Source organism: Aureimonas sp. AU20, assembly GCF_001442755.1.
GTDB lineage: Bacteria > Pseudomonadota > Alphaproteobacteria > Rhizobiales > Rhizobiaceae > Aureimonas.
On sequence record NZ_CP006368.1, the window covers coordinates 65,208 to 82,425 of the forward strand.

The 17,218-nt window shown below is 68.7% G+C and carries 18 protein-coding genes; 1 reads left to right on the top strand and 17 read right to left on the bottom strand.

From position 1 onward, the window contains the following. Positions 1-65: 65 nt before the first annotated feature. From M673_RS17315 to M673_RS24700, 4 genes are all read right to left on the bottom strand, one after another. Positions 66-1,313 carry an ABC transporter substrate-binding protein gene (locus M673_RS17315; protein WP_061977965.1) on the bottom strand — a complete coding sequence of 416 codons (1,248 nt, stop codon included), beginning with the start codon at positions 1,311-1,313 and terminating at the stop codon, positions 66-68. Positions 1,314-1,497: 184 nt separating this feature from the next. Continuing rightward, on the bottom strand, positions 1,498-2,601 hold the full coding sequence (locus M673_RS17320) for a LacI family DNA-binding transcriptional regulator (protein WP_061977966.1): 1,104 nt from the start codon (positions 2,599-2,601) through the stop codon (positions 1,498-1,500). Between the two features lie 307 nt (positions 2,602-2,908). Next, complete coding sequence (locus M673_RS17325) at positions 2,909-5,260, bottom strand: EAL domain-containing protein (protein ID WP_061977967.1); 2,352 nt, start codon at positions 5,258-5,260, stop codon at positions 2,909-2,911. A 209-nt stretch (positions 5,261-5,469) separates the two neighbouring features. Further along, positions 5,470-5,616: a hypothetical protein gene (locus M673_RS24700; RefSeq protein ID WP_156421112.1), complete on the bottom strand. Its 147-nt coding sequence runs from the start codon at positions 5,614-5,616 to the stop codon at positions 5,470-5,472. Between the two features lie 344 nt (positions 5,617-5,960). On the opposite strand from M673_RS24700, the gene M673_RS17330 reads away from it, so the two are divergent. Next, a complete protein-coding gene (locus M673_RS17330) occupies positions 5,961-6,545 on the top strand; it encodes an HD domain-containing protein (protein WP_061977968.1) in 585 nt (194 codons plus the stop codon). Between the two features lie 39 nt (positions 6,546-6,584). Here the strand turns inward: M673_RS17330 and phnN are convergent, their stop codons facing one another. The 13 genes from phnN to phnG all read right to left on the bottom strand — a co-directional run bounded on the left by phnN (position 6,585) and on the right by phnG (position 17,119). Next, positions 6,585-7,202: a phosphonate metabolism protein/1,5-bisphosphokinase (PRPP-forming) PhnN gene (phnN, locus tag M673_RS17335; protein ID WP_061977969.1), complete on the bottom strand. Its 618-nt coding sequence runs from the start codon at positions 7,200-7,202 to the stop codon at positions 6,585-6,587. Continuing rightward, the gene (locus tag M673_RS17340; RefSeq protein ID WP_061977970.1) at positions 7,192-8,370 is read right to left on the bottom strand and encodes an alpha-D-ribose 1-methylphosphonate 5-triphosphate diphosphatase; all 1,179 of its coding nucleotides are present in this window, start codon (positions 8,368-8,370) and stop codon (positions 7,192-7,194) included. The genes phnN and M673_RS17340 overlap by 11 nt, the downstream gene beginning before the upstream one ends. Beyond that, complete coding sequence (locus M673_RS17345; protein WP_061977971.1) at positions 8,367-9,041, bottom strand: DUF1045 domain-containing protein; 675 nt, start codon at positions 9,039-9,041, stop codon at positions 8,367-8,369. Before M673_RS17345 ends, M673_RS17340 begins: the two co-directional genes overlap by 4 nt. Next, positions 9,041-9,862: a phosphonate ABC transporter, permease protein PhnE gene (gene phnE, locus M673_RS17350; RefSeq protein ID WP_061977972.1), complete on the bottom strand. Its 822-nt coding sequence runs from the start codon at positions 9,860-9,862 to the stop codon at positions 9,041-9,043. The genes M673_RS17345 and phnE overlap by 1 nt, the downstream gene beginning before the upstream one ends. Positions 9,863-9,938: 76 nt before the next feature. Then, positions 9,939-10,931, bottom strand: a complete 993-nt coding sequence (gene phnD / locus M673_RS17355; RefSeq protein WP_061977973.1) for a phosphonate ABC transporter substrate-binding protein — start codon at positions 10,929-10,931, stop codon at positions 9,939-9,941. Positions 10,932-10,957: 26 nt separating this feature from the next. Next, the gene (gene phnC, locus M673_RS17360) at positions 10,958-11,806 is read right to left on the bottom strand and encodes a phosphonate ABC transporter ATP-binding protein (protein ID WP_061977974.1); all 849 of its coding nucleotides are present in this window, start codon (positions 11,804-11,806) and stop codon (positions 10,958-10,960) included. Positions 11,807-11,873: 67 nt separating this feature from the next. Continuing rightward, positions 11,874-12,521, bottom strand: a complete 648-nt coding sequence (locus M673_RS17365) for a DapH/DapD/GlmU-related protein (protein ID WP_061977975.1) — start codon at positions 12,519-12,521, stop codon at positions 11,874-11,876. Next, complete coding sequence (phnL, locus tag M673_RS17370; protein WP_061977976.1) at positions 12,518-13,249, bottom strand: phosphonate C-P lyase system protein PhnL; 732 nt, start codon at positions 13,247-13,249, stop codon at positions 12,518-12,520. Before phnL ends, M673_RS17365 begins: the two co-directional genes overlap by 4 nt. Positions 13,250-13,251: 2 nt before the next feature. Next, complete coding sequence (gene phnK / locus M673_RS17375; protein WP_061977977.1) at positions 13,252-14,034, bottom strand: phosphonate C-P lyase system protein PhnK; 783 nt, start codon at positions 14,032-14,034, stop codon at positions 13,252-13,254. After that, a complete protein-coding gene (locus tag M673_RS17380) occupies positions 14,031-14,906 on the bottom strand; it encodes an alpha-D-ribose 1-methylphosphonate 5-phosphate C-P-lyase PhnJ (protein WP_061977978.1) in 876 nt (291 codons plus the stop codon). Before M673_RS17380 ends, phnK begins: the two co-directional genes overlap by 4 nt. After that, positions 14,903-16,030 (bottom strand): carbon-phosphorus lyase complex subunit PhnI, encoded by a 1,128-nt coding sequence (locus M673_RS17385; RefSeq protein WP_061977979.1) that lies wholly within the window; start codon positions 16,028-16,030, stop codon positions 14,903-14,905. The genes M673_RS17380 and M673_RS17385 overlap by 4 nt, the downstream gene beginning before the upstream one ends. A 1-nt stretch (position 16,031) precedes the next feature. Further along, entirely contained in the window at positions 16,032-16,640 is a 609-nt protein-coding gene (phnH, locus tag M673_RS17390; protein ID WP_061977980.1) for a phosphonate C-P lyase system protein PhnH, read from the bottom strand. After that, positions 16,637-17,119: a phosphonate C-P lyase system protein PhnG gene (phnG, locus tag M673_RS17395; protein WP_061977981.1), complete on the bottom strand. Its 483-nt coding sequence runs from the start codon at positions 17,117-17,119 to the stop codon at positions 16,637-16,639. Before phnG ends, phnH begins: the two co-directional genes overlap by 4 nt. Positions 17,120-17,218: the final 99 nt, after the last annotated feature.

Consider the following 17,218-nt stretch of genomic DNA (forward strand, 5'->3'; position numbering starts at 1 on the left):
CGCGGCGGCGGGCGCCGCGAGGAAACTGGCCGGGGATCGCGCGCGGCGATCGATGGCTTGGGGGATCAGGGCGCGGTGTCGATGATGGTCTGCATCGCGTCCTGCGCCTCGCGCACGGCCGGCTCGATATCGTCCGGGCTGCCGAAGAAGGCGCGGTTCAGCATCGTGATCCAGGGGCCGTTGGCGGAGTTGATGAGGTCGTTGAAGACCGTGCTGTAGGGCGTCTTGCCCTTGGCCATGGCCTGGACGGCGGTGAGATAGCGCGCGTCGAGCCCGGCCAGCGCCTGCGTCGCCACATCGGCGCGCACCGGCAGCGAGCCGTTGCGGGCGAGCAGCGTCTGCCCGTCCAGCGAATAGGCATAGTCCAGGAAGGCCTTGATGCCGGCCTTCTTCTGAGTGCCCTTGGAGACCACGAAATTGTCGCCGCCGGCAAAGGAGGAAACGCCGCCGTCCTTGCCCGGCAGGTAGGTCACGCCGTATTCGAGATCGGGATATTGCTGGTTGAGCGCACCGATGGCGAAGGAGCCGGAGGGCGTGATGCCGATATTGCCGCTGGCGAAGGCGGCGAAGAAATTGGCGCCCGTGTCGGTCTGCGAGCCGGCCGGCACGAGCCCGTCCTTGACCATGCCCTGATAGAAGCCGAGCGCCTCGCGCATCTGCGGCGTGTCGAGCGTGGCGCGCTTGCCGTCGTCGGCGAAGATGTCGCCGCCCGAGGCCCAGATCAGCGGCGTGAAGGTGAAGATGTTGCAGCCGCCGCAATTGCCGGAGAAGTAGAAGCCCTTCCGCTCGCCGCCGAGCGCGGTCACCTTCTCGGCGTCGGTTCGGATCTCGGCCCAGGTCGTCGGCCCTTTTTCCGGGTCGAGCCCGGCTTCGCGGAAGAGCTTCTTGTTCCAGATCAGGACCGAGGCGTCGGCCGAGAAGGGCAGGCCGTAGATGCGCCCCTGCCACGTGCCGACCGCGACATGCGGCTTGGAGAGCTGGCTGAAATAGGGCAGCGACTGGGCGAGGTCGGTGATGTCCTCGAGCTGCCCGGCCGAGGCGAAGGCCGGCGTATAGATGAGGTCCAGCGAAAGGGCGTCCGGCGCCGTGCCTCCCGCCGCAGCCACGGCGTATTTCTGCACCAGCTCGTTGACCGGCACGATCTGCAGCTCGGCCTTGTGCTCGCCCTGGCTCTTGTTGAAGGCGTCCACGAGCTTGGGCATGAAGGTCGAGCCGTCCGAGCGCACCCAGAGGCTGAAGGTTTCCGCCCCGGCCGAAGCCGGCAGGGCAAGGGCGACGGCAAGTCCGCCGAGGCCGAAGAGCCAATTGCGCATAGATGTTCCTCCCCAGTGAAGCGCTCCGTTCGCGAGGCGCCGTCGATCGTTCGTTCTCGCCGCGCAGCCCTCCCGGCCGCGTGGCGAAGCATGGTCCTCGAAGCGCAGGGCACGACCGGCGCGGGGCCGGCCGCCCCGTCTTTCCTTGCGTGTCGCATCTTGCCCTCGGGCAAAAACCTCTCTTCTATCCGCCGTTCGCCCAGTCCATCGGGCGTTCCCGATCGTCCGCGACGCCGCAGGATCGGCGGGTCACCAGCCGGCAGGGGAGGCGCCGGAGGCCCGGCTCCACCGGCTTCCGATCGATCATATCGAGAAGCGTCAGCCCGGCCTGCCGGCCGAGATCCTTGAGCTCCATGTCGACCGTCGTCAGCGGCGGGCGCGTGGCCTGCGCGAACGGCTCCCAATTGTCGAAGCCGACCACGGCGACATCCTGCGGCACCCGCAGACCCATGAGCGTTAGGGCGTCGATCAGCCCGCGCGCGATCTGGTCGTTGCCGCAGAACACGGCGTCGGGGCGGTGCTTGGCCTCCGTTTCGGGTCCGAAGAGGCGCTGTCCGGTCTCGTAGCCGAATTGCTCCGACCATTCCCCGGACAGCGCCTCGCCGAGGCGTGGGAGACCCGCCTCGGAAAGCGCCCGCCGCCAGCCCTCCTCGCGCAGGGCCACGGCGGAAAAGCTCCTTGGGCCGGTGACATGGGCGATCCGCCGCCGCCCCAGCCGGGCGAGATGCGACACCGCCAGATGCGCCCCGCCCTCGTCGTCCGGCACGAAGCCGACGCCCCCCTCCGGGCAGGCCGAGACGACATGCACCACGGGCAGGCGCAGGACCGAGAGGTCGAGCGGCAGGGTCCGGTCGATCCGCCGTCCGGCGATCACCAGCCCGTCGATCTGCTTGTCGGTCAGCGCATCCAGGCTGATGCGCGCGCGCTCCGGGTCGTCCTCGACCGGACACAGGAACACCGAGACGCCGCGATCGGTCATGGCCGACGACAGGCCCGCCGCCACCGGCAGCGTGAAGCGGCCGTAGGAGTCGTTGGTGAGGAGGCCGAGCGTGAAGGAGCGCTGCGAAACCAGCGCGCGCGCCATGGCGTTCGGCCGAAACCCCAGTCGCTCCGCCGCCGCCTGCACCCGCTCCCGCGTTTCCGGCATCATGCGGCCCCGCTCGTTCAGCGCCTTCGAGGCCGTGGCGACCGAGACGCCCGCCGCCGACGCCACATCCCGAATGGTGATGCGCGCCGACCCCGCCGCAGGGCTATCCGCCAGACTCTCGGTTTGCGAACCATCCGCCATGAGACGACGCTGAACTCCCAATCCGCAATTAGGAAACCGTTTTCTCACGCTAGAGAAATCGGTTTCTCTGTCGTAGTCAACCGGTTTTGTACGAGGAATGGCAAAGGGCCAGAGGACGCTCCGGCCAGCGGGGTCGCAAGACCGACGGCGAAAGCCTGTCTCGCCCGGTCCATTGCAGGTCGGGTCAAGAGCGCTCGTCCCGACCCGCCGCCGTGAAACGGGCAGCGGCGCTTCGCCGCCAACGTCTGCGGGCGGAAGGGCGGTTCGCTCCGCCCGACCTTTTCGAAACAGCGCTTGCGCCTCGGCCTCAGGCCGAAAGGGCGAGCGCGCTTTCCGTTTCCAGCATCCGCACGGGGCGGCCGATCAGATACCCCTGCACCGCCTCGCAGCCGATCGAACGGAGGAAGTCCAGCTGGCTCGGCGTCTCCACCCCCTCGGCCAGAATGGCGATGCCGAGCTGGTGCGCGATCTGGGTGATGCCCTCGATCACCACGCGCGAATGCCGGTCCTCCTCCGCCGTCGCCACGAAGGAGCGGTCGATCTTGATGCGGTCGAGCGGAAAGTCGCGCAGGTGCGACAGCGAGGAATAGCCCGTGCCGAAATCGTCCATGGCGATCGACACGCCGAGCTGGCGGATGGCCGACAGGATTTCGACAATCTTGCGCCCGTCCTCGACGATCGCTGTTTCCGTCAGCTCGATCTCCAGCCGGTGCGGCGGCAGGCCGCTGGTGGCGAGAGCCGTCGTCAGGTGCGAGAGGAGCAGCGGCGAGCGGAACTGCACGGCCGACACGTTGACCGCGACATAGGCCTCGTCCGGAAGGGCCGCTACCTGCCGGCACGCCTCCCGCAGCACCCACGCGCCGATCGCCAGGATCTGGCCGGTTTCCTCCGCGAGAGGGATGAAGCGTGCGGGCGAGACGGGGCCGAGCAGTGGGTGGTCCCAGCGGATCAGTGCCTCGTAGCCGATCACCCGGTTCTCGCTAAGTGCCAGCACCGGCTGGTAGGCCAGATGCATCTCGCCGCGCTCGATCGCCAGGCGCATGTCGGCCTCGATCTGCACGCGCTCGGACATGGCCTCCATCATGCCGGTCGTATAGCAGCTGAGGCGCCCGCGCCCGTTCCGCTTGGATTCGTAGAGCGCGATGTCGGCGAACTGCATCAGTTCCGTCGCGTCGCGCGCGTCGTCCGTGCAGCAGAGGCCGATGCTGCAGCCGATGGTGATCGTCAGCTCGCCGATCTGGAAGGGGAAGGCGAGCACCTCGATCACCTGTTCCGCCACCGCCTTCGCCTTGTCGAGATCTCCCTGGATCAGGATCGCCAGCTCGTCGCCGCCCAGGCGCGCGACGAAGCCCTCCGGCCCGACGATTTCGCTCAGCCGCGTGGCGACCTGGATCAGGAGGAGATCGCCGACCCCGTGCCCATAGGTGTCGTTCACCGGCTTGAACCGGTCGAGATCGATGAGCAGCAGCTTGAACCACTGGCGGGGATGATAGTCCCGCTCGATGCGTGCGTTGAGGGCGCGCCGGTTGGGCAGCTTGGTCAAGGGGTCGAGGAAGGCCAGTTCCTCGATGCGCCGCTGGGCCTGGCGCTCGCCCGTCACGTCGTCGAAGGTCACGACCATGCCGCCGCGCGAGACCGGACGGATTTCGACCTGCATGATCCGGCCATCGTCCATTTCGTAGTCGATCGTGGAAAAGCTATCGACCCTTTCCCATTCCAAGAGGCGCCCGCGTGCCTTCTCACGACGCTCCGCGCTCCAGTCGTGCCGGTCGCCCACCGCCTCGACGATCTCGTGCGCGGTCATGCCCTTGAGCGACAGGCCGATCTCGAACCCGTAGATTTCGAGATAGCGGCGGTTGTAGAGCTGAACCCGGCCCCACTGGTCGAGATAGACCAGCCCGTTCGACATGTTCTCCAGCGCCGTCGACAAGACGGCCGAGTGCGCCTTTTCCTGCGCCTCGAAGCGGCGCGCCGTCAGGATCGTGGCGAAGGCGCCGAGAAACAGGATCGCCGCACCGGCCGAGGTAAAGACGCTGAGCACGATCTTGTTGTCGCCCGCGATGTCGGCGCCCTCCTGAACCACAAGCTCGGTTCCGCCGATGGCGAGGAAATGCATGCCGCCGACAGCGAAAGTGAAGAGAAGACAGGTCGCGAGCCGCGAACGGGCGAGGCGAGGGGCGCCGCGCGCGCCCGCCAGCGACAGAATGCCGATCAGCCCGGCGACGAGGCTGAGCCCCGGCGCGCGCACTTGAAGACAGCCCTCCAGCGCCTGCATTCCCGAGTAATGCATGGCCGCGATGCCTGCACCCGCAAGGCCGCCCCAGAGCGCGCGCGCCCGCCAGTCCGTCGCGCCGGCGGACAAGGCAAGGGGGCCGCCTGTCAGCGCGATGGCCAGGAGCGCCGAGGCCGCCGTGGTCCAGATCTCGTAGCTCAGCAGCATATCGGGCCGGTAGCCGAGCATCGCCACGAAATGCGTCGTCCAGACCCCGAGGCCGGCCACCACGGCGACGCCGAGCTGCCAGCGGCGGCGGACCACGCCGGAGGCTTCCGCGACCCGCGCGGACAGGTCGGCCAACAGCCATCCCGCCGCGAGGCAGATGAAGACGGCCGCCAGAACGAAGCCGACGGAATGCTGGGTCGCAAGTCTGGTGAGAAGCATCGGAGGATCGAACCCGTTTTTGACCCTCCCAGTAGAGGCGCGAAGACCTGACCAATGGGTTGCAACCATGACCCTGGGTTGGATTATTCCTTTGGCCGACTGCATAAGCCTGAGGCGTTCAATGGCCATGCGCAGAGCGGGTGCTGCCTTTTCGAGCGGCATACGAACGCCATTTTCCGTTCCTGACGGCCATCGCACGGGACGTGAGATCAGGCTGCGTCGTAACCGCGCAGGAGGCGATTGAGATGGGCGGGGCCGACTTCGTCTCCCGTCCCGTCCAGCGCCTCGTGGATCGCTTCGGGATCGAGACCCATGGCGCGCAGAAGGCAGGTCGGCTTGCGCGACAGGATCACCAAGTCTGGCCGAATTCGGCGGCTCTGCCGGCTCGGCGCCCACGGATTGACGGGTGATCGACCACGACGGACGGGCGTTTGGCGCGCGCCCTCTCGGAATGATAAGAGACTCATTGACACCTCGTCGGCGCAGAGCCGCAGAGTGATTTTGCGACGACCGCGAGGCGCCGGACTGGAGTTATGCGACGGCGCCTCCGCGAGGATTGGCAACCGTCCGTAAGGGCGAGCGAAACATTGGATGCGCTCGCGCACCACTGCCTCGCTCGCGCGGCACGTCTCGCCCAAGGCGTCGACGCAAAAGCGCCAACGGATCGGACCGAGTTGTCAAACAGTCTCTAGGATGTCTCATGTCGCTCAGCCGTCTCGAACGCCAGATCGCCTTTCTCGCGCAAGCCGACGCTCTGAAATCGGTCGAGCGGCAGAGCCGCATCGTCGGGGGGAGCCGGCGCGAGAACTCGGCCGAGCATTCCTGGCATCTCGCGCTGTTCGCGTTGGTGCTGGGGGCGGACCATCCCGCCATCGACACGGCGCGGGTGGTCGCCATGCTGCTCGTCCACGATCTCGTCGAGATCGATGCAGGCGATACGCCGATCCACGGGACGCATGACCTGGCCTTCGTCGCGCGAGCCGAGGAGGAAGCGGCCGAACGTCTGTTCGGCCTCCTGCCGGAGGACCAGCGCGACGGACTCCTTGCCCTGTGGCGCGAGTTCGAGCGGGCGGAAACGCCCGACGCGCGCTTCGCCAAGGCGCTCGACCGCCTGCAGCCCCTCCTTCTAAATACGCTCACCGCTGGCGGCACCTGGACCGAGAACGGCGTGACGCAAGATCAGGTCCACGCCCGCTACGGGCCGGTGATCGAGAAGGGCTCGCCGGATTGGTGGGCGCATGCCAGGACGCTCGTCGCGCGCCATTTCAGCGGCAGCGAGGGGTGAAAGCCCGGCCCATTTGAAGGCGGGCCGAGTGCGGTTTCGTCAGGCCGGCAGTTCGGCCAGGAGCGCCTTGATGTGGCGCGCGAGCTGGTCCGCGCCGTCTTCCGGCGTGCCGGAATTGTCGATGCGCAAGCTGCTATGCGTCCCCGGCGGCTGTTCGAGATGGGCGGGGCGCGAGAGGCGGGCGAGGATGTCCGCTTCGCTCTCCCGCCCTCGCGCAGCGATGCGCGCGGCGAGCACGGCGGGGGGCGCGGTAATTTCCACCAGCGCAAGGCGCCCGAAGCGCCGCGCCGCCTCGCTTAAGGCGCGGCGCGAGAGATTGGCCAGAACCAGCTTCCCCTCACCGACCTGCTCGCGCACCAGCATCGGCAGGCCGTAGGCCAGCCCATGCGCCCGCCAGGTCAGGCAGAAGGCGCCAGCCGCTTCCGCCCGCGCGAAGCCGGGCTCGTCCAGACTGTCATGCGCCTCCGACTGGCCGTCGCAGGCGCGCGTCACCACCCGGCGCGCCAGATGGAGGCGCGGCTCCGGGCCGAGACGCTCCAGCGCGAGGCGGATCAGCGTGTCCTTGCCGGCGCCGCTCGGGCCGACCACGGCCAGAAGCAGGCCGGCCTGGGGGGCGACGTGAGGGCCAGGGGGAAGACCCAGCGGATCAGGCGACACGGCGGCCCTCGCGCCACACGCCGCGCACCACGGGGGTCGAGACCCTCGCTTCCGGCGCGTGAACTCGGACGAGATCGGCGCGCAGCCCGGCCGCGATGGCGCCGCGATCCGCCAGCCCGGCGACGCGGGCCGGCGCCTGGCTCACCATGCGAACGGCGGCCGGCAGGCCGATCGACCCGGACAGGACGAAGGCGGCCTGGATCAGGCTGAAGGGCACGTAGTCCGAGGACAGGACGTCGAGCAGCCCCGCCTCCACCAGCGAGGCGGCGGAGATGTTGCCGGAATGCGAGCCGCCGCGCACCACGTTGGGCGCGCCCATCAGGACGGCGAGCCCGCCTTCGTGCGACAGGCGGGCGGCTTCCATCGTGGTGGGGAATTCGGCGAGCGCCACGCCCAGCGTGCGGCTTTCCGCGACATGGGCGGCCGTCGCGTCGTCATGCGAGGCGAGGCTGACGCCGGCATCGCGGCAACGCTCGGCGATGAGCTCGCGATGGCGTGTGGAAAACTCTTCGGATTCCTTGATGCGCCGCAGGCAGAAAGCGTCGAACACGGGGTCCGGCATGCCGGTCTTGCCCTGATAGTAGACGCGGTAGGTTTCGAGATCCACGAACTGCCGCTGCCCCGGCGCATGGTCCATCAGCGAGGCCAGACGCACGCGCGGGTTGGAAGCGAGGCGCTCGAAGCTCGGTATGACGTCGGGCGCCGAGACCTCGCAGCGCAGATGGAGGAAATGCTCGGCGCGAAGCGCCCCGGCCGCGCCCGCCGAGAGGATCGCCTCGGCCATCAAGCCCATGTCGGCCGCGCCGAGCTGGGCGTCCTCGTCCAGCCCGACGCGAAGCGCGTCGAAGACCGTGGTGATGCCGGACGCCGCGATCTCGGCGTCGTGCCCCTGAAGGGCGGCGTGGATGTTCCAGCGCACCTTGGGCCGGGGTAGGTAATGGCCTTCGAGATTGTCGGTGTGAAGCTCCACCAGGCCGGGCAGGAGATGGTCTCCCTCGCAGTCCACCCCGACCCGCGCGAGGCTGGGAGAGGCGGCGCCGGAGGAGATGTCCGCAATGCGCCCGTCGCGCACGAGGACGCTGCCCTCCACGATGTCGTCCGGCAGAACGATGATGGCGTTGGTGAAGACCTGTTCGCTCAAAGTCGCATTCATGGTGATCGCGTTCATGGCTCGCTGCGCAGCGGATGGAGGGAGTGGACGTGGAAAGGCTGGCCGGGCTCGGCCTGAAGAAACAGCGCAAGCCGGTCGACGGCGAGCGGCCGGCCAAGGACCGGCGCGAACCTCTCCTGCAACTCGGCCTCGACGGCGGGCGCGGCCTCGTCGGCCACGCGCCCGGTCAGCGTCATGTGGAAGCGGAAATCTTCGAACACATGGGGATAGCCCCATTGCAGGAGATGGGCGCGGGCGCGCTCGCTCAAGGTTTCGGGTTTGCGGCGCGCCCAGTCCTCGGGGCTGAGCGGCGCGCGAAACGGCTCGAAGGCGCGCACGGCCTCGCCCGCCAGCGCGTCCAGCGCGGGCTCGCCCTCGTTCGGCACCAGGGCGAAGAAGCCCGACAGACGGCGCAGCGCCAGCTGGCGGATAACGGGCGCCCGATTGGCGTTGCAGAACTGGCGCAGCGCCTCGTCCAGCGCCTCCAGAGAGCGTCCCTCGGCAAGGCGGAAGGGCGCCTTCATCGTGGCGTGGAAGCCGTAGCGCGCGGGCTCGCTCACGAGCGCCGCCCGGGCGGGATCGAGCGGTTCTGCGGGCGTGCCGGGAAAGGCGCTGCGGCCCAGCCAGTTGGCGGCCAGATGCGACAGGGGCGCTTCGGCCGGCGGCGTGTAGTAGATCGCGACGCGCATCAGATGACGCGCTTTCGCAGGGTCTGAGACAGGATATCCATAAGGCTGACCGTGGCGACGATGATGAGAAGCATGGCGGACGCCTGCGGATAGTAGAAGCCCCGAATGGATTCGAACAGGATCTGTCCGATGCCGCCAGCCCCGATCACGCCGAGCACGGTGGCGGAGCGGACGTTGGATTCCAGCCGGTAGAGCGAGAAGGAGATCCAGAGCGGCAGGACCTGCGGGATGACGCCATAGACGATCTGCTGGAGGCGCGAGGCGCCGGTGGTGCGGATCGCCTCGACCGGGCGTGGGTCGATCGCCTCCACCGCCTCGGAAAAGAGCTTGGCGAGAATGCCCGTCGTGTGGACGAACAGCGCCATCACCCCCGCGAAGGGGCCAAGTCCCACCGCCACGACGAAGAGCACGGCGAAGACCACCTCGTGAATGGCGCGGAATAAATCCATCAGGCGGCGCGAGGGCTGGTAGACCCACCAGGGCGCCATGTTCTTGGCCGACAGGATGCCGAAGGGCACCGACAGGACGACCGCCAGGAACGTGCCCCAGATGGCGATCTGCACGGTGACGACCATCTCCGAGAGATAGCTGCGCCAGGGCGAGAAGTCGGGATGCAGGAAGCCGGTGGCGTATTCCGCCATGTTGCCGGCATCTGTGAAGAGATGGGTCCATTGGCCCATCTCGGCTGGCCCCCAGCTCCAGGCGAGCGCGGCCACGACAAGGGCGGGCAGCGCCATGTGGGACAGGGCGCCGCGGGCCCGCGAGGCGTCCCGCATCGTTTGCGGCGCGCCGACCTCGGATATCGTCTTGGCTTGGGTCATGGAGCCTCGCTCGGCAAGGGTCTCGGGCGGCAGGCCGGGGCGCTGGGCGCCCCGGCCGCGACGAAGCGTTTGGCGATCAGCCCTGCGGAAGCTGGGCCATGCGGGCCTCGATGGCCGCCTTCTTCTCTTCCAGCGGCTTGATCTTCTCGGCCTTGGCGGCGTCGGAGAGCGAGGCGTCGCCCTTGGTCTGCGCGATGGTCTTGGTCAGTTCCATGACGCGAACGGGCAGAAGCTGGTCGTCGTTGGACGGACGGAAGACGGTCCAGGTCAGGTCGTTCAGGATCTTCAGCTCGGCCTGCCGGTCGCCCTTCGAGCGCTCCGTGCCGTAGTCGAGAACGAAGGTCCGCAGCTTAGTTTTGGTCTCGTCCGACAGGTCCTTGGACCAGACCAGCGGATCGGCCGCGATCAGTGGCGACTTCCAGATGATCTTGATCTTGCCGTAGGCGCCCGGCTGGTTCTTCTGCAGAAGCGCCAGGTTCTCGGTGTTGTTGGCCGCCGCGTCCAGCTGGCCGTTGGCCACGCCCATCGCGTTGGTCTCGTGATTGGCGTTGGTGACGTTCTTGAAGCAGGTCTTGGGGTCGATGTTGCGCGCCGAGAAGATGAAGGTCATCGGCACGAGATAGCCCGAGGTCGAGTTCGGATCGCCCAGGCCGAAATTCACCGACTTGTCGCACTTCAGGAGGTCGTCGAGCGAGTTGAGCTTCGAGGACGCGGGCGCCAGAATCAGCGAATAATATCCCGGCGTACCGTCGGCATGCACGGTCTGGGCGAAGACCTCGCCCTTGGCGCGGTCCACCGCTTCCATCGCGGACTTGTTGCCGTACCAGGCGAGCTGCACCTTGCCGAAGCGCATGCCCTCGATCACGCCGGCATAGTCGGTCGCGAAGAAGGGCTTGATGTCGAGGCCCGTTTCCTTGGCCATGTCGGCCAGGAACGGCTCCCACTTGGTGCGCAGGTTCTGCTGCGACTCGGTGGAGATGATGCCGAAATTCACCGTCTCGGCGAGCGCGGTGCCGGCGAAGGTGGAGGCGAGCCAAACCGCCGCCATGCCCTTGAGGAAAGCGTTCATTGCAGTCTCCGATGGTCGTTGGGAACTCAGACGGCCTCGAGGGCTCCGAGCGAGGGGTGGCGTGCCGGCTCCGGCCGGCGGCTGGGGGCTGCGGCCGGCGCATCCGGCAGGAGCAGCTCTTCCGAGGCCGAGCCGTAGAGCTCGGACAGGAATTCGTTGGTGAGGGCCGAGGACGGCCCGTCGAACACGACGCGCCCGTCGCGCATGGCGACCGTGCGGGCGAAATAGCGGCGGGCGTAGTCCACCTGATGCAGCGACACGAGAACGGTGATCCCGTCGTCGCGATTGATCGCGGCGAGCACGTCCATCACGCGCCGGGCAGAGGCGGGGTCGAGCGAGGCGATCGGCTCGTCGGCGATCAGGATGCGGGCGCGCTGCACCAGCGTGCGGGCGATCGCGGCGCGCTGCTGCTGGCCGCCCGACAGCGTGGAGGCGCGCTGCGTTCCGGCATGGCCGATGCCGACGCGCGCCAAAGCCTCGAGCGCTGCCGCCTTGTCGCCGCGCCGGAACAGGCCGAACGTGCCACGCCAGCGAGGAATGCGGCCGAGCGTGCCGATCAGGACGTTGGTGAGCACCGACAGGCGATGCACGAGGTTGAACTGCTGGAAGATCACCGACACCTCGCCGCGCACGGCGTCCGCGCCCTTCAGCATCCGCCCGCCGGCCTGGACGGGCGTGCCGAAGATGGCGATGCGGCTGCCTTCGCCTTCGCCGGTTTCCAGCCCGGCGATGTGGCGGATGAGGGTGGACTTGCCGGAGCCGGAGGCGCCGATCAGCGCCACCATCTCGCCGGGGGCGACGGAGAGGTCGACCTCGCTGAGGGCCTGCGTGGTGCCGAAGCGCTTGGAAAGTCGGGTCACGGTAATCGCGGTCATGGCGTTCGTGCCTCTCTGCTGCGGGGGCAGCCTGACATACCGAGTTGGGCTGGCAGTGACGGTTTCGTTAAGCTTGGATGACAGTCGCGTAAGCCTGACGCTCGTAGGCATCGAGAAAGGCCTCGGCGCCCAGCCGGCGGAAGTCGGCCAGCGCCTCGAAGAGCCGGTCGTGCGACCAGTTCCACCAGGCGAGCGCGTCCATGCGCGCGCCGGTCTTTTGAGAGAAGCGTTCGCGGATGAGGCGCGCTGGCACGCCGCCGACGATCGTGTAGGGCGCGACGTCGCGGCTCACCACCGCACCGGAGCCGACCACCGCGCCGTTGCCGATCGTGACGCCCGGCAGGACCGTGGCGCCATGGCCGATCCAGGTGTCGTGGCCGATCGTGACCACCTTCGAGCGGCGCTCTTCGAAAAACTCGGCCTCGTCGTCGGCGCCTTCGAAATAGTCGCCGGCCCGGTAGGTGAAATGGTGCAGCGTCGCGCGGTGAACCGGATGGTTCGTGGCGTTGATGCGCACGGCGGCGGCGATGTTGGCGAACTTGCCGATCCGGGCGCGCCAGATCCGGCAGTCCTGCATAACATAGGAATAGTCGCCGAGTTCGGTTTCGCAGACATAGGACCGCGCCTCCACCTCGGTGAAGCGGCCGAACGTGGTGTCCGACACTTCGGCGCTGGGATGGATGAGCGGAACGTGCTCGTTCAGCTTGGTGCTCATGCGGCCCTCCGGGCGGAAAAGGCGGAAACGTCGAGAATGCGGGTGGCAACCGCCGCGCGCACCGGCTCGTCGTGGAAGATGCCGAGAATGGCCGTGCCGGCGGCGAGCTTCTCGCCAATCATCGCGACCACGACATCGCGATTGGCGCTGTCCAGCGAGGCGGTCGGCTCGTCGAGAAGGAGGATCGGCTGGTCGGTGAGGAAGCCGCGCGCGATGTTGACGCGCTGCTTCTCGCCGCCCGAGAAAGTGGCGGGCGGCAGGTCGAACAGCGCTTGCGGAAGGTTCAGGCGCGTCAGCATGGCGCTCGCGCGCTCTCGCGCTGTCTCCCGCGCCACGCCGAGCCGCACCAGCGGATCGGCCACCACGTCCAGCGCCGAAGCGCGGGGAACGGCGCGCAGGAACTGGCTGACATAGCCGATGGAGCGCTCGCGCAGCGCGAGGACCGTGCGCGGATCGCCCGCGCCGAGATCGCGCATCTGCCCGTCGCCTACGTCCCGCACCAGAATGGCGCCGCGATCGACCGCGTAGTTGCCGTAGATCATCCGCAGTATCGAGGACTTGCCGACGCCGGACGGGCCGCCGAGCACCACGCATTCGCCGGGGCGAAGATCGAAGGCGACGTTCTCCACCACCGGCAGCTGAATGCCGCCGCGCAAGTGCATGGTGAAGGACTTGGCGACGCCGCTGACCGACAGGAGCGGGGCGGCCTTGTTGGAAAGCTCCGACATGGTCAGGACTCCGGGATCGAGGCGACGAGAAGCTGGGTGTAGGGATGGTGCGGATCGTCCAGCACGCGGTCCGTCAGCCCCTGCTCCACGATGCGGCCCGCCTTCATCACGATCATCCGCTGCGACAGGAGCCGCGCCACGGCGAGATCGTGCGTGACGAGGATCACCGACAGGCCAAGATCGGCCACCAGCGTGCGCAGGAGATCGAGCACCCGCGCCTGCACCGAGACGTCGAGCCCGCCGGTCGGCTCGTCCATGAAGACGAGGCGGGGATGGGTCACGAGATTGCGCGCGATCTGCAGCCGCTGGCGCATGCCGCCGGAAAACTCCACCGGCCGGTCGTCGATGCGGCGCGGGTCGATCTCGACGCGGCCGAGCCAGTCCGACGCCGCCTCGCGAAGCGCGCCGTAATGACGCCCGCCCACCGCCATCAGCCGCTCGCCGACATTGGCGCCGGCCGACACGCGCATGCGCAGGCCCTCGGCCGGGTTCTGGTGCACGAAGCCCCAGTCGGTCCGCATGAGAAAGCGCCGCTCGGCCTCGGTGAGCGTTGCGAGATCGCGCATCTCGCCGTCGCGCATGGCGTAGCGCACCGTGCCCGCGCTCGGCTCCAGCCGGGCCGAGAGGCAGGAAAGAAGCGTCGTCTTGCCGGATCCGGACTCGCCGACGATCGCCAGGACTTCGCCCGGCCAGAGATCGAGCGAGATGTCGGTGCAGCCGATCCGCGCGCCGTAGCGCTTTTCGAGGCCCTCGACGGAGAGAAGCGGGGTGGCGCTCGCGCTCATGCCGGGACCTTTCCCAGAAGCGCGCCGACATGGCCGTCTGCGCGACGGGTTTCGCAATGGTCGGTGTCGGAGCAGACGAACATGCGCCCGCCCCGGTCGTCGGTCACGACCTCGTCGAGATAGACGCCGGTCGCCGCGCAGAGCGCGCAAGGGGTGTGGAACTTTTGGATCGCGAAGGGGTGGTCGTCGAAATCGAGGCTCTGCACGTCGGTGAAGGGCGGCAGGGCGTAGATGCGCTTTTCGCGGCCAGCGCCGAAGAGTTGCAGCGCCGGCGAGCGGTGCATCTTGGGATTGTCGAACTTCGGGATGGGCGAGGGGTCCATGACGTAGCGCCCCTCGACCTTGACCGGGTAGGCGTAGGTCGTGGCGATCTCGCCGTGGCGGGCGATGTCCTCGTAGAGCTTCACATGCATGAGCCCGTATTCCTCCAGCGCATGGAGGGTGCGGGTCTCGCTTTCGCGCGGCTCCAGAAAGCGCAGCGGCTCGGGGATCGGCACCTGATAGACGAGGATCTGCCCGGCTTTCAGCGGCGCCTCGGGAATGCGGTGCCGGGTCTGGATGATGGTCGCCGCGCCCGTGCGGGTCGTGGTCTCGACCTTGGCGACGCTCTCGAAGAAGGCGCGGATGGAGACGGCGTTGGTCGTGTCGTCGGCGCCCTGGTCGATGACCTTCAGCACGTCCCGCGGCCCGATGATCGCCGCCGTCACCTGCACGCCCCCCGTGCCCCAGCCGTAGGGCATGGGCATTTCGCGGCTGGCGAAAGGGACCTGGTAGCCGGGCACGGCGATGCCCTTGAGAATGGCGCGGCGGATCATCCGCTTCGTCGCCTCGTCGAGATAGGCGAAGTTGATGGCGGGAAGGGTGAGGGTCATTGCGCGGCCTCCGCCGGCTCGGCCCCGGTCGCGTCCGCTTCGGCCGGAGCCGCCGCGCGCTCGGCGTTCAGCCGGCGCAGGAGGTGGAGCTCGGCCTGGAAGTCGACGTAATGGGGCAGTTTCAGATGTTCCACGAAGCCGGTCGAGGCGACGTTGTCGCAATGGGACAGGACGAACTCTTCGTCCTGCGCCGGGGCCAGACGCTCCTCGTCGAACTCGTCCGCCCGCAAGGCGCGGTCGACGAGGCTCATGGCCATGGCCTTGCGCTCGCTCTGGCCGAAGACGAGGCCGTAGCCGCGCGTGAAGCGGGCCTCGCCCCCCTTGGGCGCGGAGAATTGCGCGATCATCTGGCATTCGGTCAGCCGCGCGCGGCCGATCACGACGGGAAAGCCGAGTTCGGGCAGGTCCACCTCGATCTCCACCAGCCCGATGCGGATCTCGCCGACGAACGGGTGGTTGCGCCCGTAGCCGCGCTGGGTGGAATAGCCGAGGGCCAGGAGAAAGCCCTCGTCGCCGCGCGCCAGCGCCTGGAGCCGGAGGTCGCGCCCGGCCGGAAAGTCCAGCGGATCGCGCGTGATGTCGCCGGGCTCGCCCCAGCCCTCCGCCGGCCCATCGCCGTCCGGCTCGATCAGGCCTTCGCCGCGCAGAAGATCGGTGACGCGCGGCGCCTTCGCCTCGTCCTCGCGGGCGCGGCGCTCCGGCTGGGGAACCGGCTCGTCGCCGGCCATGGCGGGGTCGAGCAGCCGGTGCGTGTAGTCGAAGGTCGGCCCCAGCAGCTGGCCGCCGGGCAGGTCCTTGTAGGTGGCCGAAACGCGGCGCTCCAGCTGCATGGCGCCCGTGTCCACCGGCTCGGCGGCGCGAAAACGCGGCAGCGTGGTGCGATAGGCGCGCAGCAGGAAGATCGCCTCGATCAGGTCGCCCCGCGCCTGCCGGATGGCGATGGCGGCAAGCTCGGGATCGTAGAGCGAGCCCTCGGCCATGACTCGGTCCACCGCCAGCGAAAGCTGTCCGGTGATCTGGTCGAGCGTCAGCGCGGGCACGTCCCGCTCGCCGCGCCGACGGTCGGCGAGCAGCTTGTGGGCGTTGCGGATGGCGGCTTCCCCGCCCTTGACGGCGACGTACATTTCAAGCCTCCGCGATGCGTGTGGAGCGCGGCAGGGCGATCAGCCCGTCGCCCGCCACGAGAACGAGATCGTGACCGCGCGGAAACAGCGCGCGATTGCCGGCGCGGGCCGCGAGGAACCCCGCCGGCAGGCCTTGCGGGGCGATGGTGCGGACCGTCTCGATGCCGGGGCCCGTGAGAACGAGCGGCGCGCCGCCTTCCAGGCATTCCACCGGCAGGATCAGGGTCGCGGCGCGGTCGGGATAGGCGTCGGTGCCGATACCGAAGCGGCCCCAGCCGGCGGGGTCCGAACCGAGGGTGAGCAGCGCGAAGGCGGCCTCGCCCGGCGCCGCGACGAGGCTGGCGCCGGTGTGGAAGCCGAGCCAGGCGGCAGCCGCGCCGGCCTCCGCGCCCTCCAGAAAGATCGACGCGTCGGCATCGGCCAGCGTCAGCAGAAACACGGCGGCGGCCGGCGCGAGCGGTGCCGGCGCCTCCACCGAGGCGGCGAGACGGGCGATCGTGCCGGGCGCGGCGAAGGCGTCCATCACGGCGCGAAAGGCGTCTTGCGAGCCCAGAACCGGGTCCTGGAAGCCGCCCGAGACGGCGAGGGCGGAAAGGGAAGCCTGTGTCATGCCTGATCCTCGCCTCGAACCAGCGTGAAGAAATCCACCCGCGTCGCCTCGGTCTCGGCGGCACGATCGCTCTGCGTGTCAGTGTCGGCCTGGAGGAGCGGGGCGACGATCTCGCGCTCGATCCGCTCCTGCCACTCCGGGTGCTGCCAGAGCGCGTCGCAATGGGCGGCGAGCCGCGCCTTGTCGCTGTCGCGCCCCAGGATCATGGCGTGTCCGACCTCGCCGGTGCCCAGCCGCACCGTGGCGCGGCAGACGCTGGCCTCGCCCAGATTGAACGGCGCTCCGCCTCCGCCCGCCCGGCCGCGCAGCATGACGAGGCCGATCTCGGGCCCGCGCACCGGCCGCGCCGGCGGGGCGGCCTCGCAGACCTGGCCGTGCAGCACGCGCAGCACGGCACCATCGGCCAGCGCGAAGGCGCCGATGGCGCGGCGACGGCGTTCCTGAAACGAGATGTCCGGGTCGGAGGAGGGCTGGAGCATGGGTCGGTCCGCTCATTGGTCTATTTGTTTAGACATTTAGTCTGGACGATCCTTCTTTATCCGTCCATCGGTGACATCAGGATGACAGGCGCGAATCTT

Coding starts and splice junctions, on each gene's coding strand:
- M673_RS17315 (WP_061977965.1), bottom strand. CDS start 1,313: ATGCGCAATTGGCTCTTCGGCCTCGGCGGACTTGCCGTCGCCCTTGCC.
- M673_RS17320 (WP_061977966.1), bottom strand. CDS start 2,601: ATGGCGGATGGTTCGCAAACCGAGAGTCTGGCGGATAGCCCTGCGGCG.
- M673_RS17325 (WP_061977967.1), bottom strand. CDS start 5,260: ATGCTTCTCACCAGACTTGCGACCCAGCATTCCGTCGGCTTCGTTCTG.
- M673_RS17330 (WP_061977968.1), top strand. CDS start 5,961: ATGTCGCTCAGCCGTCTCGAACGCCAGATCGCCTTTCTCGCGCAAGCC.
- M673_RS17340 (WP_061977970.1), bottom strand. CDS start 8,370: ATGAACGCGATCACCATGAATGCGACTTTGAGCGAACAGGTCTTCACC.
- M673_RS17345 (WP_061977971.1), bottom strand. CDS start 9,041: ATGCGCGTCGCGATCTACTACACGCCGCCGGCCGAAGCGCCCCTGTCG.
- phnE (WP_061977972.1), bottom strand. CDS start 9,862: ATGACCCAAGCCAAGACGATATCCGAGGTCGGCGCGCCGCAAACGATG.
- phnD (WP_061977973.1), bottom strand. CDS start 10,931: ATGAACGCTTTCCTCAAGGGCATGGCGGCGGTTTGGCTCGCCTCCACC.
- phnC (WP_061977974.1), bottom strand. CDS start 11,806: ATGACCGCGATTACCGTGACCCGACTTTCCAAGCGCTTCGGCACCACG.
- M673_RS17365 (WP_061977975.1), bottom strand. CDS start 12,521: ATGAGCACCAAGCTGAACGAGCACGTTCCGCTCATCCATCCCAGCGCC.
- phnL (WP_061977976.1), bottom strand. CDS start 13,249: ATGTCGGAGCTTTCCAACAAGGCCGCCCCGCTCCTGTCGGTCAGCGGC.
- phnK (WP_061977977.1), bottom strand. CDS start 14,034: ATGAGCGCGAGCGCCACCCCGCTTCTCTCCGTCGAGGGCCTCGAAAAG.
- M673_RS17380 (WP_061977978.1), bottom strand. CDS start 14,906: ATGACCCTCACCCTTCCCGCCATCAACTTCGCCTATCTCGACGAGGCG.
- M673_RS17385 (WP_061977979.1), bottom strand. CDS start 16,030: ATGTACGTCGCCGTCAAGGGCGGGGAAGCCGCCATCCGCAACGCCCAC.
- phnH (WP_061977980.1), bottom strand. CDS start 16,640: ATGACACAGGCTTCCCTTTCCGCCCTCGCCGTCTCGGGCGGCTTCCAG.
- phnG (WP_061977981.1), bottom strand. CDS start 17,119: ATGCTCCAGCCCTCCTCCGACCCGGACATCTCGTTTCAGGAACGCCGT.